The sequence below is a fragment of the Rhodobacter calidifons genome (assembly GCF_011174775.1).
Lineage (GTDB): Bacteria > Pseudomonadota > Alphaproteobacteria > Rhodobacterales > Rhodobacteraceae > Tabrizicola > Tabrizicola calidifons.
Window position 1 is genome coordinate 139,346 of the sequence record NZ_JAANHS010000001.1, and the last position, 13,744, is coordinate 153,089.

At 69.1% G+C, this 13,744-nt stretch carries 14 protein-coding genes; 3 read left to right on the forward strand and 11 right to left on the reverse strand.

Annotated features, from left to right (window positions below):
• Window positions 1-3 precede the first annotated feature (3 nt).
• The 9 genes from phnE (G8O29_RS00720) to G8O29_RS00760 form a co-directional block, all read right to left on the reverse strand.
• Window positions 4-882, reverse strand: coding sequence for a phosphonate ABC transporter, permease protein PhnE (gene phnE, locus G8O29_RS00720; protein ID WP_166401315.1), 879 nt, complete (start codon window positions 880-882; stop codon window positions 4-6).
• A gap of 68 nt (window positions 883-950) precedes the next feature.
• Entirely contained in the window at window positions 951-1,853 is a 903-nt protein-coding gene (gene phnD / locus G8O29_RS00725; protein ID WP_166401316.1) for a phosphonate ABC transporter substrate-binding protein, read from the reverse strand.
• Window positions 1,854-1,887: 34 nt separating this feature from the next.
• Window positions 1,888-2,706: a phosphonate ABC transporter ATP-binding protein gene (phnC, locus tag G8O29_RS00730; protein ID WP_166401317.1), complete on the reverse strand. Its 819-nt coding sequence runs from the start codon at window positions 2,704-2,706 to the stop codon at window positions 1,888-1,890.
• A gap of 103 nt (window positions 2,707-2,809) precedes the next feature.
• Window positions 2,810-3,739, reverse strand: coding sequence for a 1-acyl-sn-glycerol-3-phosphate acyltransferase (locus G8O29_RS00735; RefSeq protein ID WP_166401318.1), 930 nt, complete (start codon window positions 3,737-3,739; stop codon window positions 2,810-2,812).
• A 31-nt stretch (window positions 3,740-3,770) separates the two neighbouring features.
• Entirely contained in the window at window positions 3,771-5,012 is a 1,242-nt protein-coding gene (locus G8O29_RS00740; protein ID WP_166401319.1) for an alpha-D-ribose 1-methylphosphonate 5-triphosphate diphosphatase, read from the reverse strand.
• The gene (locus G8O29_RS00745) at window positions 5,009-5,677 is read right to left on the reverse strand and encodes a class I SAM-dependent methyltransferase (RefSeq protein WP_242678830.1); all 669 of its coding nucleotides are present in this window, start codon (window positions 5,675-5,677) and stop codon (window positions 5,009-5,011) included. Before G8O29_RS00745 ends, G8O29_RS00740 begins: the two co-directional genes overlap by 4 nt.
• Window positions 5,674-6,477 carry a phosphonate ABC transporter, permease protein PhnE gene (gene phnE, locus G8O29_RS00750; RefSeq protein ID WP_166401320.1) on the reverse strand — a complete coding sequence of 268 codons (804 nt, stop codon included), beginning with the start codon at window positions 6,475-6,477 and terminating at the stop codon, window positions 5,674-5,676. Before phnE (G8O29_RS00750) ends, G8O29_RS00745 begins: the two co-directional genes overlap by 4 nt.
• Complete coding sequence (locus G8O29_RS00755; RefSeq protein ID WP_367890110.1) at window positions 6,474-7,277, reverse strand: phosphonate ABC transporter ATP-binding protein; 804 nt, start codon at window positions 7,275-7,277, stop codon at window positions 6,474-6,476. The genes phnE (G8O29_RS00750) and G8O29_RS00755 overlap by 4 nt, the downstream gene beginning before the upstream one ends.
• Window positions 7,278-7,284: 7 nt before the next feature.
• The gene (locus tag G8O29_RS00760; RefSeq protein ID WP_166401322.1) at window positions 7,285-8,151 is read right to left on the reverse strand and encodes a PhnD/SsuA/transferrin family substrate-binding protein; all 867 of its coding nucleotides are present in this window, start codon (window positions 8,149-8,151) and stop codon (window positions 7,285-7,287) included.
• A 152-nt stretch (window positions 8,152-8,303) separates the two neighbouring features.
• Between G8O29_RS00760 and G8O29_RS00765 the strand changes: the two genes are divergently transcribed.
• Entirely contained in the window at window positions 8,304-9,488 is a 1,185-nt protein-coding gene (locus G8O29_RS00765; RefSeq protein ID WP_242678831.1) for a GlxA family transcriptional regulator, read from the forward strand.
• On the opposite strand, the gene G8O29_RS00770 is transcribed toward G8O29_RS00765, so the two are convergent.
• Together G8O29_RS00770 and G8O29_RS00775 are read right to left on the reverse strand one after the other, a co-directional pair.
• Window positions 9,469-10,503 (reverse strand): LLM class flavin-dependent oxidoreductase, encoded by a 1,035-nt coding sequence (locus G8O29_RS00770; RefSeq protein WP_166401323.1) that lies wholly within the window; start codon window positions 10,501-10,503, stop codon window positions 9,469-9,471. The two genes, G8O29_RS00765 and G8O29_RS00770, sit on opposite strands and share 20 nt — an antisense overlap.
• A 19-nt stretch (window positions 10,504-10,522) precedes the next feature.
• Window positions 10,523-11,995, reverse strand: coding sequence for an aldehyde dehydrogenase (locus tag G8O29_RS00775; RefSeq protein ID WP_166401324.1), 1,473 nt, complete (start codon window positions 11,993-11,995; stop codon window positions 10,523-10,525).
• A gap of 140 nt (window positions 11,996-12,135) precedes the next feature.
• Here G8O29_RS00775 and G8O29_RS00780 point away from each other — a divergent pair, with 140 nt between their 5' ends.
• A complete protein-coding gene (locus tag G8O29_RS00780) occupies window positions 12,136-12,921 on the forward strand; it encodes an alpha/beta fold hydrolase (RefSeq protein ID WP_166401325.1) in 786 nt (261 codons plus the stop codon).
• A gap of 66 nt (window positions 12,922-12,987) precedes the next feature.
• A complete protein-coding gene (locus tag G8O29_RS00785) occupies window positions 12,988-13,593 on the forward strand; it encodes an amino acid synthesis family protein (RefSeq protein ID WP_166401326.1) in 606 nt (201 codons plus the stop codon).
• Window positions 13,594-13,744: the final 151 nt, after the last annotated feature.

Sequence of the window (13,744 nt, forward strand, 5' to 3'; positions counted from 1 at the left end):
GGATCAGTGCCCCTTCACCAGCTTGTGGCGGTAATGGTCCGAGATGCGGTCGATGGCGACGATGGCCAGGAACAAGAGCAGGAAGATCGCCACCACCTCGTCATAGCGGCCCTGGCCCCATTGCATCGCAAGCTTCAGGTCGTGGCCGATGCCGCCCTCGCCCACGAAGCCCAGGATCGCCGAGGCGCGGACGTTGATCTCGAACCGGAGCAGCGCATAGCTCAGCCAGTTCGGCGCGACCTGGGGGATCACCCCCAGCCACATGCGCTGCGACCAGTTGGCGCCGACCGATTGCAGCCCCTCGACGGGCTTGAGGTCGGCATTCTCGGCCACTTCGGAAAACAGCTTGCCCAGCGCCCCGCCCGTATGCAGCGCGATGGCGATGACGGCCGGCACCGGGCCGCCGCCCAGGATGAAGATCAGGACCAGGGCGATCACGATCTCGGGGATTGCGCGCAGCATGTCCATGATCCGGCGGAACACCGGGATCATCCGCGGCCAGCGGGCCAGGCCGCGGGTGGCCAGCAGCGACAGCGCCATGGCGGCGACCGTGCCGATCAGCGTGGCGACGGCGGCGATGTTCAGCGTCTCGATCAGTGCCGGGACATGGTCCCAGAAGAGATGCGGCAGATTGGCGCGCTTGGCCCAGGCCTCGGACAGGACCTCGGCGGGGAAATCGAACAGCTGGCTCAGGCCGTTCCAGAAGCCGCCGGCATTGCGGCTGTCGGCCAGCCACCAGCCCGAGGCCATGATGGCCACGAACAGGACCATCAGGATGCCGCCATACATCCGCTTGCGGCGGACCATGTCGAGATAGGCCTCGCGATTGTCCGCAAGGTCGGGCCGCTGGCCCTTTTCCGGTCCGAAGGCGATATCCACCATGGGTTTTTCCAGATAAGCGGAAGCCGGACCCCGGGGAGCGGCGGGGTCCGGCGGAAATCAGGCGCGGATCAGGTGCCGTCCTGCTGGCGACGCACTTCGACGATGGTCTCGTAGAAGCTGTGGTCGATCTTCGAGAAGCCCGCGGTCTCGCCGGCGGCGATGTTGTAGGCGCACTCCTTGTCCTTTTCGATCAGACCCATGGTCAGGTCGATCATCTTGGCCTTGACCTCTTCCGGCAGCGCGCGGCGCAGCACGATCGGACCTTCCGGGATCGGCTTGGAGCGCCAGATCTCGACGAGATCGTTCATGTCCACAAGGCCCGCATCCGACGCCTTGCGCAGCGCGCCCGAGTTGTAGCCGTCTTCCCAGTTGCCCTGGCCATCGGCCCAGGTCACGCCGGCATCGACGGTGCCGTTGGCGACGGCGACGATGGTCTGCTCATGCCCGCCGGTGAATTTCACGTCGGCGAAGAATTCGCCGGGCTCGATGGAATAGCCCTGCTGCGGCAGCTCCACACGCGGGATCAGATAGCCCGAGGCCGAGTTCGGGTCGTTGAAGGACATGACCTTGCCCTTCATGTCGTCCATCGACTTGATGCCGCTGTCGGCGCGGGCAAAGCCGATGGAATAGTAGGTAAAGGTGCCGTCGAGGTTGGTCTTGACCAGGGCCACATCCACGGCTTCCGGGTCGGTCAGGTAGACCTTGGCATAGGCTGACGGCCCGAGCCAGGCCATGTCGATGGTGCCGCCCAGCAGGCCCTGGATCACGCCGTCATAGTCGGCCGGGGCGAACAGCTTGACCGGAACGCCCAGCGTTTCCTCGGCATAGGCGCGGAAGCATTCGTTGTTGGTCAGACGGTCCTGGGCGTTCTCGCCGCCGAGGATGCCGATGTTGAAGCCGGTAATGTCTTGCGCGACGGCCGAGCTGGCGATCAGCGCGGTCAGGGCGGTTGCAGTCAGCAGCTTTTGCATGGGAACTCCATGGGTTGTGGCCTTGCGGCCGGTTTCACGACAGCAGGGCGTCCGCATAGGCGCGGTCGGCTGTTGTATCGGTGGGGATCGAGGTCGAGGTGGCGGCCTCGTTGAAGCTTTCGTCGGCGCCGTAGATCTCGCGCGCGACATTGGTCGACAGCATGTCGGGCGTGCCGTCAAAGACGATGCGGCCGTCGCGCATGCCGATGACGCGATCGCAGTAGCGGCGTGCGGTGTCCAGGGTGTGGAGGTTGGCGATCACCATGCGCCCGTCCTCAAGATTGATCCTGCGCAGCGTGTCCATCACCACCTGCGCGTTCATCGGGTCGAGGCTGGCGATGGGTTCATCCGCCAGGATGATCTTCGGGTCCTGCATCAGCGCCCGCGCGATGGCGACGCGCTGCTGCTGGCCGCCCGACAGCGCCTCGGCCCGTTTCGGGGCCTGTTCGCTGATGCCGAGCCGGTCCAGGATCTCCAGCGCGCGCAGGATGTCGGCGCGCGGCCAGAGGTTGAACATGGTCTGAAGGGTGGAGCGGCGGTTCAGGATGCCGTGCAGCACGTTCGAGGCCACGTCCATCCGCGGCACCAGGTTGAACTGCTGGAAGATCATCGCGCATTGCGACTGCCAGGCCCGCGCCTCGGCACCCTTCAGCGCCAACACATCACGGCCATCGACCCGGATCTCGCCCGAGGTGGCATCGGTCAGGCGGTTCATCATCCGCAGGAAGGTGGACTTGCCCGCGCCCGAACGGCCGATGATGCCGACGAAGGCCGGGCGATCCACGCTGAAGCTGATGTTGTCAACCGCGGCCTTCTGGCCGAACAGCTTGGTCACTGCGACAACATCCAGCATCGATCGTCCCCCGGTCGTGTTGAACGGGTCATAGCGGGAGAATGTGACAGCTGGCGAAAACCGGGATGAAGCTTCTGTGACGGTTCCCTGCCTGCCGCGCGGCCTACCAGCGGACGTGCGCGGGCCAGACGAAGGTCTCGTCCGGGTCGGGGATCGCGGGGCCGGCCAGCGCCATGCAGCGCCGGCGCAAGGTCGCGGCGATCTCGTCGCGCGGCACATGGGCCAGCATCTCGGACGTGACCGGCGCGCCGAGCGTCATTTCCAGCGGGCGCCCCATGCGGCGGCGGGTCTCGTGGAAGATCAGCGCCACGCGCAGGGGATAGGAGGTGTGGCTGGCGATCTGGAACAGGCGCGAGTTCTGCCCGGCGACATGCACCGGCAGCGTGGTCACGCCCGGCAGCGTGGCCAGCCGCCCCACGAAGGGGTGCCAGGGCGAATCGACCGCATGGCCCCGCAGCGGCCGGTTCGCCGTGGCGACGCCGCCGCCCGGAAAGACCGCCACCACCTTGCCCTCGGCCAGCAGCTGCGCCGCCTTGCGCCGGGTCTCGGCCGTCAGCCGCCGCGCCTCGGGCGTGCCCGAGAAATCCACCGGCAACAGATGCGGGTCCACTTCCGGCACCCGGCAGAGCAGGCTGTTGGTCAGGATCCGCACGTTGCCGCGCAGCCGCATCCCCAGCCAGCCCAGCGCCAGCCCGTCCAGCACCCCGAACGGATGGTTCGCCACCAGAAGCAGCCCGCCCTCGGGGCGGATGCGCTCCTGCTCGGCCTCGTCGGCATGGACCCGCACCGCCACCCGCATCAGCCGCAGCGCGGCGTCGAACACGCTTTCCCCCGACCGCTTGCCCGACCGCGCCCAGTCCAGATACAGCCGCTCCAGCTTCGGCTGGCCCGACAGCCGTTCCACCGTGCGGATCAGCCGGCGGCGAAAGGCGGACTGGTCGGGGTGCGAATAGGTGAAGCGCACCGGCTCGGCCGGGGTCTCGTCGAAGAAGGGGCTGGGTTCGGCAGGCAGGGGCAGCAGGTCGGTCAGCATCGGGAAACCTCCGGGCAGCGGTTCGGCCCAGTCACGGGGCGGGTTCGAGGTGGGGCGCCGGGATCGCCGGCAGCGCGGAATAGCCGCCGCGCCCGGCAATCCAGGTCCGCAGCGGAGCGGGGGCATGGCCTTCCGGCCAGTCCAGCAGCACCAGATCGGCCCGCAGGCCGGGCGCGATGCGGCCCCGGTCGGCAAGGCCCATGGCGCGGGCGGGGTTGGCCGAGACCAGCCGCCACAGCACCGGCAGGGGCGCCACGCGGTCGGCCGACAGCCGCGCCACCGCGCCCAGCATGGCCGGATAGAAGTAATCCGAGGCCAGGATGTCGCACAGGCCCCGCGCGATCATCTCGGCCGCACCCGGGCTGCCCAGATGGCTGCCCCCGCGCATCGCATTCGGCGCGCCCAGCACGATGGCATCGCCCGCCGCGCGCGCGGCATGGAACACCCGTTCGTGCATCGGGAACTCGGCCACCCTTGCGCCCAGCGCGCGGTAATGGGCGCGCGTCTCGACCTGGCTGTCGTCATGGCTCAGCATCGGCGCCCCGTGCCGCCGGGCCAGCGCCGCCAGCCGTTCGATCTGCCGCGGCACCTCGGCCCGGCGCTCCCAGACCCGGGCGATCAGCGCGGCATAGGCCTCCGCCGAGATCCCCGCGCGGCGCGACTGGTCGGCCATCTTCTTCAGGAAGCGCGGCGCGTCGAAGGGCGTCACCGGATAGTCCGGCACCTGGTCGAAGGGCCGGTCGTGCAGCGCCACGTCGGGATGCAGGAGCATCGCACTGGTGTGGTCGTTGAAGGCCAGCGCGGGACGGTCCGCCTCGGCCAGCACCTGCGCGATCAGGGGTTCCGCCTCGGCGCAGAAGGTTTCCCAGCGCAGCTGGATGCGGTTGTCCGCGGTCAGGCGCGGGCGCAGCGCCGCCAGCGCGTGGACGACCTGCCAGCCGGTCTCGACACTGCGCAGGCCCGGCTCCCAGCTCAGCGTCAGCGCATGATAGGCCGTGCCGATCCCGTTCGCGGCAAGCTGGCGGTCGGTCTCCAGCATGGCGGTCTCGACCGGCACCGTGACGCCGGGGCGCGGCATGATCTGGCGCTCGAAGGCGTCGCCATGCACATCCACGAAGGCCGGCGCCAGCACCCGGCCCCGCCCCGGCACCACCGCCGCCCCGTCGCGCGCCACGTCGATCCCGGTGATCCGGCCGGCCTCGATGCGGACCGAGGCGGTCTCGACCCGATCCTCCAGCACCACCCGCGCGCCTTCGATCAGCTCGGCGCTCATCCCAGCCGCTCCGCCAGCAGGTGCCAGTGCCAGGAGCCCGGCTTTTCATGCGGCCGGTCGAAGAGGGTAAGGACCTCGAAGCCCCAGAGCAGCGACAGCAGGTCCGGCGCGGTGCAGAAGTAATGCGGATGCACCTTGTCGCCCGGGCCTTCGAAGACCCAGGTGTTGCGGCTGATCTCGCGGCCCGGCGCGCGGGCCTGTTCCACCGGCAGGCGGCGGGCCGACAGCATGGTGGCCAGGAAGGTGCCGCCCGGCCGGGTGACGCGGGCCACCTCGGACAGGGCGCGGCGCACCACGGCCTCGTCGCCATGGTAGATCACGTTCCAGGCCAGGACGTGATCGAAGCTGGCATCGGCAAAGGGCAGATCGGTCATCGGCGCCTCGACCGTCTCGATGGTCAGGCCCTTCGCGAAGGCCGCCGCCGCGATGGCCGCGACCGCAGCCTCCGCCGCATCCAGCGCCGTGACCCGGTGCCCCGCCTCGGCCAGGGCCAGCGCATGGCGGCCGATCCCCGCCCCCAGGTCCAGGATGCGCGCGCCCGAGGGCAGCGTCGAGGCATGGTCCATCACCCAGGGCTCGGGGATGGCCCAGGGCGAGGACCCGTCGGACTTCTGCCATTCGGCGTTCCAGTAGCGATGTGCGGTGTCGGTGGTCATCTTGTTCATATCAGCTTCCTGCGGATCCAGCCCGAGCCCTGCTCGACGGCGATGACCAGCGCCAGCAGCATCAGGATGATCGCCAGCGCCTCGTCATAGTTGAACAGGTCGAAGGCGACCTTCAGGTCCACCCCGATCCCGCCCGCGCCGACCAGGCCCAGCGCGGCGGACCCGCGCACCGATTTCTCCAGCGCGAAAAGCGAGGTGGCGGTGAAACTCGGCAGGCAGGCGGGCAGCACGGCCGACCCGATGATGCCCAGCCGGCTGGCCCCGATCGCGCGCAGCGCGTCCTGCGGGCCGGGGTCGGTCTCCTCCATCGCCTCGGCGAAGAAGCGGCCGGCAAAGCCGATCTTGTCCACCATGATCGCAAGCACCCCGGCGGCGGGGCCAAGGCCGACGATGATGATGAAGATGATCGCCCAGACCAGATCGGGCACGGTGCGGAACAGCGCGATCACCGCGCGCGCGACGGTGCGGACCAGGGGATGCGGCGACAGCCGGTCGGTCGCCAGGATCGCGAAGGGCAGCGCGAAGATCAGGCCCAGGAAACAGCCCGCAACGGCCATCTGCAAGGTCTCCAGCAGTTTCCAGGAAATCGGCCCGATGCGGCTGAAATCCGGCGGAAACATCTGGGTGAACAGGCCCGAGGGCGCGAAAAGCCGCGTCAGCCCCCGCGCCAGCTTGTCCATCGTCGGGGCCGTCGCCGCCAGCGACGAGACGACCAGCGCCCCCACCACCAGCAGCCCGACATAGCCCGGCAGGCCGATCTGGCGAAAGCGCGGCGGGGCGGGAAGGCTCGCGTCGCTCATGCTGCGGCCTCATGGTCGAAGAAGCGCCGCAGTTCGCCGGCGCTGGCCGCGGGCGTGGGCATGTCCAGCGCGATGCGGCCCTGCGCCAGCCCGAGGATGCGGTCCGAGAAGGCCAGCGTATGCTCCAGCCGGTGCGAGATCACCAGCAGCGACAGCCCGTCCTGCCGCACGAGGCCAAGCAGCAGCTCCATAACCTCCTGCCCGGTCTGCGGGTCAAGGCTGGCGTCGGGTTCATCCGCCAGGATGAACTCGGGCCGCTGCATCAGCATCCGCGCGATGGCGACGCGCTGGCTCTGCCCGCCCGACAGGCTGTCCACCCGGGCCAGCGCCCGATCGGCCAGGCCCACGCGGGCCAGACAGGCCATGGCCTCGGCCCGCACCTGCGCCGGAGCCAGCGCCTGGGTCCAGACCCGCGGCCCCGACATCCGCGCCTGCGCGCCATGGATCACGTTCGACAGGGCCGAGAGGCGCGGCACCAGGTTGTGCTTCTGCCAGACGATCCCCACCCGCGCCCGGAACCGCCGCAGCGCCCGCGGCGACAAGGCCCCGACATCCTGCCCCAGCATCAGCACCCCGCCCGACGTCGGCTCAACCAGCCGCACCAGGCAGCGCAGCAGCGTGGACTTGCCCGATCCGTTCGCCCCGATCAGCGCCGTGGACTGACCCGGAGCCAGCGCGAAATCGACCCCCCGCAGGATCCCGGTCCCGGCAAAGGCCTTGGTCAGCCCCTGAACGGCAAGGACCGGCTCCACCAGGGTGGAACCGGCCTCGGCCCGGACAGGAAGGACTGGAGCGTTCACCGCGGTCTCACTGCCCGACGAATTCGGTGAATTCCTTGATGCCGATGTTCTCGTACATCCTGCGCACCACGTCATAGTCGGCGTCGGTGACCGCGGCGTTGAAGCTGCCGCCGATGTATTTCGCGTTCTCCTCGACCGAGGTGATCGCGGCAAGAAGGGTCTCGCCCTGTTCGGCAAAGGTCCTGCGCACGGTCTCCACCACCTCGGGCGCGACCCTGGACGAGGCCAGAAGGATGTCGTCGGGCAGCTGTTCCCCCTTCAGCAGGACGCGCAGCTTCACGTCGGGGAGTTTCTTGGCCATGCTCTCGATATGGGTCCGGTTCAGACCGATCGCGCCGATGTCGCCCGCGATCAGCGCCTCGACGGCGACGTTGCGGTTCAGGAAGACGGGCTCGTAATCCACCGCATAGGTCAGCCCCGCCTTGGCCAGCAGATCGACCGGGCCAAGGTGCTGCGAGGTCGAGCCGATCTCGCCGAACGAGATCTTCATCCCCTTCAGATCCGCCGGGTCCTTGACCGGGCTTTCGTCCAGGACGACCACGTTGGAATAATAGTCGGGCCGTGCGAAGGTGACGACCGGCTGCGCATCCAGCCGGGCGTTGAACACCACATATTCCGCCGGGCCGGTCAGCACGAAATCCACCTGGTCGGCGGCCATCGCCTCGACCGCGACGGTGCGGCCCGAGACCGGGAAGAATTCGACCTTCAGCCCCGAAGCGGCCTCGAAGGCCTCCTTGAACGGGCCCATGTCGCGCTGAAGCTGCTCCAGCCCGTCGATGTCGGTGACGGCAAAGCGGATGGTCTCGTCCGCGACCGCGGGGGCGGCGAAGGCAAGGCTGGCGGCCAGAAGGCCCGAGGCGAGCAAGCGGTTCATGACATGGATCCTGTCGATGCAAGCGATGGGTCTCGCTTAGCAGAGGCCGGTGACAACCAGGCGACGCGTAGGTTACAGTCCTGCGACAGGGCCGGGGCGCGGCCAGGACCGCCCGCCTTCCCTTGCGGTTTTTCGTCGGCTAGCCTGCCCCCATGACGAAAAACCGCATCCTGTCGCCAGCTCTCGATCCGACGCCCCCGGTCGATCCGGCGGCCGAGCGGATGACCTTCACCGTCCTGCCCCGTTTCAACCTCGCCACGCTGATCACCATGATCGAGCCGCTGCGGATCGCGAACTACCTCGCCTCCCGGCCGCTCTATCACTGGCAGATCCTGTCGCCGGACGGGCCCGAGGTTCCGGCCTCGAACGGCCTGTCGATCGCCGCCGGCCCGCTGGACGACCGGCCGCGCCGCGGCGAGGCGGTGTTCCTGCTGGCCTCATGGGGGGCCGAGGACTATGCCGGGCGCCCGCTTCTGGCCTGGCTCCGCCGCCTGTCGCGCGAGGGCGCGCGGCTCTGCGCGGTCGAGCTTGGCGCCTATCCCATGGCGCGCGCGGGCCTTCTGACCGGGCGGCAGGTCGCGGTGCACTGGTCCTGGGCGCCGGGCTTCCGGGAACGTCACCCCGACATCGCGGTGGTGGAACAGCTGTACACGCCGGCGGAAACCGTGCTGACCTGCGCCGGGGGCATGGCCGGGATGGACCTGATGCTGCGCCTGATCGCCGACCGCCACGGCGAAGGTCTGGCGGGAGAGATCGCTGACCAGATGCTTCACCACGGGATCCGCCCGGCCGACGCGCCTCAGCGCCGCACGCCTGGCCGGGGCACCGACCAGTTCGCCCCGGTCCTGCGTCAGGCCATTGCGCTGATCGAGGCGAACATCGCCGATCCCCTGCCCGTCCCCGAGATCGCCCGCCGGCTGGGCCTGTCCCAGCGCCAGCTGGAACGCCAGTTCCACCGTGGCCTCGGCTGTTCCGTCGTCCAGTTCGGCACCCTTGTCCGCCTGCAACATGCCCGCGTCCTGCTGATCGCCACCAAGCTGTCGGTCCGCGAGATCGCCACCGCGACCGGGTTCAACGCGCTGTCGCATTTCGCGTCCGCCTTCCGCAAATGCTTTGGCCGCCGCCCCAGCGACTACCGCCAGGGCTGGGCGCCGGGCGAGGCCACCCCCTCCTGGCCCGGCACGCTGACCGCCTATCTCGAGACGCTGCGCCAGCGCACCACCCGCGCGGTGCGGGACGGGGCCTCCTCGTTCGCCTTCGTCTCCTCGTCGGCGGACCCCGGCGCGGAGAAGCCGCAGGCCTGGGACGAGCCGCCCGTCAGGCGAAGGCCGGGATGACCTCGTTGCAGAACAGCTCCAGCGAGCGCTTCTGCTCGGCCAGCCCCAGCCCCAGCGAGGCGTAATAGATGAACGCATCCACCCCGATCGCCTGGTAGTCCTTCAGCTTGGCGATCACCTCGTCGGGCGTGCCGAACATCAGGTTCCGGTGCAGCATCTCGGGGTCATACTCCGCCCGGTTGCCCAGCTGATCGAAGGGGATCGCCTTCGGGAAACCGTTCTCGACATCGCCCAGATTCCTGAACAGGTTCTCGAACTGCGACAGCTGGCGCTGCGCCGCCCGGACCGGGACCATCCAGTCCTCCTTCCGGTCATAGACCGCCGTGTGCCGCATCATCGCCATGACCGGCCGCCGCGCGCCGGGATGGTTCGCCAGCGCCTCCTCCAGCCGCTGCATGTAAAGCCGCGCCTCGCCCATGTCGCGGGTCAGGGGCCAGGACTGGATGTTGCAGCCCTGCCGGACCGCGTAGTCATAAGTGATCGGCGCCCGCGCCGCGACCCAGACCGGGACCTCGGTCTGCACCGGCTTGGGGCAGGAGGTCGAGGCCGGGAAGGACCAGAACTCGCCCTCGTGCGCGTGATCGCCCTGCCACAACGCCCGGATCACCGGCAGCATCTCCTGCATGTAGCGCCAGGCGTCGGTCTGCTTCAGCCCCGGCCGCATCCGGTCGAACTCGCGCTGATAGGCGCCCGAGCCGATCCCGAATTCCAGCCGCCCGCCCGAGATCAGATCGACGAAGGCCGCCTCGCCCGCCGCCCGGATCGGGTGCCAGTAGGGCGCCGCGATCACCGCCGTGCCCAGCCGGATGTTGTTCGTATGCTGCGCCCACCAGGCCAGGATGGAAAACGGGTTCGGCGCGATGGTCATCTCCAGCGCGTGATGCTCGGCCGCCCAGGCGATGCCGAAGCCGCCCGCGTCGGCCATCTGCACCATCTCCAGCGTGTGGCGCGCCACATCCTTCATGTCCAGGGAGCCGTCGATCCGCTCCATGTTGATCGCCAGATGGAACTTCATGTCCTAACTCCCTGAAATTTCAGCGCATCACGAAGGGATTGGCGATGGGCTCGGATGCGGTGTTGACCCAGATCGTCTTGGGCCGCGTGTAGTCGAGCATCGCCTGGAACCCGCTCTCGCGCCCGTAGCCCGAGCCCTTGACGCCCCCGAAAGCCGCGATCGGAGACACCGCGCGGTAGGTGTTCACCCAGACGATCCCGGCACGAATGGCCTTCGCCACCCGCATCTGCCGCGCCCCGTCGCGGGTGAAGACCCCCGCCGCCAGCCCGTGTTGCGAACGGTTCGCCAGGGCCACAGCCTCGGCCTCGTCCCGGAAGCGCAGCACCGACAGCACCGGCCCGAAGAGCTCGGTATCCACGATGGTCAGGTCGGGCGAGGGGCAGTCGATGATCGTCGGCGCGTAATAGGTCCCGCCCAGGCTCGGCTGCCTGCCCCCGGTCAGGACCTTGGCCCCCTCTTCCACGGCCAAAGCCACCTGCGCCTCGATGTGCCTGACCTGCGCCTCGGTGCAAAGCGGCCCCATCTGCGTCTCGTCCGCCAGCGGATCGCCAATCCGGATCGCCCGCGCCGCCGCCACCAGCCGCGCCAGGAACGCCTCCGCCACCGCCTCATGCACGATCAGCCGAGACCCCGCCACACAGCTTTGCCCCGTCGCCCCGAAGATCCCCGCCATGCAGCCGTTCACCGCGCTGTCGAGGTCCGCGTCCTCGAACACCACGAAGGGCGACTTCCCCCCCAGCTCCAGCGACAGCTCCGCGAAATTCTCCGCCGTATTCCGCACCACATGCCGCGCCGTCTCCGGCCCGCCCGTGAACGAAACCCGCGCCACCAGAGGATGCGAGGTCAGCACCCGCCCCACCTCGCCATGCCCGCTGATGATGTTCACCACACCTGGCGGAAACCCCGCCGCCTCGATCAGCCGCCCGAACTCCAGCATCGGCACCGAGGCATGCTCCGACACCTTCAGCACCACCGTATTCCCCGCCGCCAGCGCCGGCCCCAGCTTCACCGCCGACAGGAACAGCTGCGAGTTCCAAGGCACCACCGCCGCCACCACGCCCAGAGGTTCGCGGTTCGTGAAGACAAGCATGTCCGGCTTGTCGATCGGCAGCACCTCGCCCGCGATCTTGTCCGCCGCGCCTGCATAGAAATGAAAGAACTCCGCGATGTATCTGGCCTGCCAGCGCGTCTCCTTCAGCATCTTGCCGGTGTCCAGCGTCTCCGCCCGGCCCAGATCCTCGGACGCCTCGGCCAGCAGATCCCCCAGCTGCCGCAGGCACTTGCCCCGGGCCGAGGGCGTCATCCGCCCCCATTCGCCCGACAACGCCCGCTCCGCCGCCCGCACCGCCCGGTCCACGTCCCTGCCCGTCGCCTCCGGCACCTCGGCCCAGACCCTGCCCGTCACCGGCGAGACCGACGGGAACACCCCGCCATCCGAGGCGCCCACCCAATCCCCGTCGATCAGCATCTGGCAGCGCTTCAGCTCGGCCATCGCACCCTCCCGGCTCTTCCCGTTGATGAAGCCGCCTTCCCGCTGACGCTGCCGGAAAGTCGCCATGGCCTGTCGAAAAATCGAAACACTCAGCCCGCATGGAATGGCACACCGGAACACCACAGCCACCGGACACGCCCATGACCTTCAACGGCACCGCCTACGACCTGACCGGCCCCGAGGACGCCCCCGTGGTGGCGCTGATCCACGGCCTCGGGCTGACCCGCGCCGTCTGGCAGTGGCTGCTGCCCGAGCTCACGAATTTCCGCGTCCTGACCTATGACCTGATCGGCCACGGGCAGACCGCCCCGCCGGAAGGGGACCCAACCCTAACGGACCTGTCGGACCAGCTGGCCGCCCTTCTCGACCACCTGCACATCGACAAGGCCGCCGTGGTGGGCTTCTCGCTCGGCGGAATGATCGCCCGCCGCTTCGCCCAGGACCACCGCGACCGCACCACGGCGCTGGTTGTTCTCCACTCCGCCCACCGCCGCAGCGAGAAACAGCAGGCCGCCATCCTCTACCGCCTCGCCCAGGCCGAGGCCGAAGGCCCCGAAGCCACCGTCGAGCTTGCCCTGCAACGCTGGTATACCGAGGCCGCGCAGGCGACCCGCCCCGACCTGATGGACCTGACACGCCGATGGGTCCTCGCCAACAGGCGCGAGGTCTATGTCAAGCTCTACCGCATCCTCGCGCATGGCGTTGACGAAATCGTCGCCCCCACCCCGCCCCTCACCGTCCCGACCCTCGTGCTCACCGGCGACGAGGACCACGGCAACAACCCCGCGATGAGCATGGCCATCGCCGGGGAAATCCCCCGCGCGCGGCTGGTCATCCTGAAGGGCCTGCGACACATGGCCCTGGCCGAGGCGCCAGAGGCCGTGAACCGCCCCGTGGTGGATTTCCTGACCGAGGTGCTGCGATGACCGATCCTGCCCGCACCTCGCCGAACGCTGCCCGCGCCCAACTGCCGTCCTGAAAGGAACCGCCCCATGTCTCTGCCGGAACTGCGCAAGATCGTGACCTATGACGAAGAGACCGTCACCGACGGCGGCCGCGCCTGCACGCCGCCGCTGCGGATGATCGCCGTCGCCGCCGTGGTGACGAACCCCTGGGCCGGGCGCGGCTTCGTCGCGGACCTTTCCCCGGACATCAGACGCATGGGACCGGCCCTCGGGAAACTTCTCACCGACCGCCTGATCCGCCTGGCGGGCGGCGGCGACAAGATCGAGGCCTACGGCAAGGCCGCTCTCGGCGGCACGGGTTGCGAACTGGAACATTGTTCCGCCCTGATCCACACCCTGCGCTTCGGCAATGTGTTCCGCGAGGCGGTGGGGGCCAGGACCTACCTCGGCTTCACCAACACCCGCGGGCCGGCGAACACGCAAGTGCAGGTGCCCCTGATGGACAAGCACGACGCCGGGCGCCGCTCGCACTACCTGACCGTGCAGTTCTCGATCCCCGACGCGCCGGGCCATGACGAACTGGTCATCGCTTTGGGCGCCAGCCTCGGTGGCCGGCCGCACCACCGGATCGGCGACCGCTATCAGGACATCCGGGAGATGGGCGGCGAGATCGACAACCCGGCGGGGGTCTGACGGCCCCCTCCTCGTTCGCCTTCGGCTTCTCATCGGTCAATCCGGCGAGGCGCGACCCAGCGCGGAGAAACGAAGTGAACGACGAGCGGCCCGTGGGGTTAACCTCGGGTAAACGTCCGCAGCCAACCCGTTGAAATCACTCACCCCGAAA

Bases quoted from the DNA above. Each gene is read 5' to 3' on its own strand.
- phnE (WP_166401315.1), bottom strand. From the start codon at position 882: ATGGTGGATATCGCCTTCGGACCGGAAAAGGGCCAGCGGCCCGACCTT.
- phnD (WP_166401316.1), bottom strand. From the start codon at position 1,853: ATGCAAAAGCTGCTGACTGCAACCGCCCTGACCGCGCTGATCGCCAGC.
- phnC (WP_166401317.1), bottom strand. From the start codon at position 2,706: ATGCTGGATGTTGTCGCAGTGACCAAGCTGTTCGGCCAGAAGGCCGCG.
- G8O29_RS00735 (WP_166401318.1), bottom strand. From the start codon at position 3,739: ATGCTGACCGACCTGCTGCCCCTGCCTGCCGAACCCAGCCCCTTCTTC.
- G8O29_RS00740 (WP_166401319.1), bottom strand. From the start codon at position 5,012: ATGAGCGCCGAGCTGATCGAAGGCGCGCGGGTGGTGCTGGAGGATCGG.
- G8O29_RS00745 (WP_242678830.1), bottom strand. From the start codon at position 5,677: ATGAACAAGATGACCACCGACACCGCACATCGCTACTGGAACGCCGAA.
- phnE (WP_166401320.1), bottom strand. From the start codon at position 6,477: ATGAGCGACGCGAGCCTTCCCGCCCCGCCGCGCTTTCGCCAGATCGGC.
- G8O29_RS00760 (WP_166401322.1), bottom strand. From the start codon at position 8,151: ATGAACCGCTTGCTCGCCTCGGGCCTTCTGGCCGCCAGCCTTGCCTTC.
- G8O29_RS00765 (WP_242678831.1), top strand. From the start codon at position 8,304: ATGACGAAAAACCGCATCCTGTCGCCAGCTCTCGATCCGACGCCCCCG.
- G8O29_RS00770 (WP_166401323.1), bottom strand. From the start codon at position 10,503: ATGAAGTTCCATCTGGCGATCAACATGGAGCGGATCGACGGCTCCCTG.
- G8O29_RS00775 (WP_166401324.1), bottom strand. From the start codon at position 11,995: ATGGCCGAGCTGAAGCGCTGCCAGATGCTGATCGACGGGGATTGGGTG.
- G8O29_RS00780 (WP_166401325.1), top strand. From the start codon at position 12,136: ATGACCTTCAACGGCACCGCCTACGACCTGACCGGCCCCGAGGACGCC.
- G8O29_RS00785 (WP_166401326.1), top strand. From the start codon at position 12,988: ATGTCTCTGCCGGAACTGCGCAAGATCGTGACCTATGACGAAGAGACC.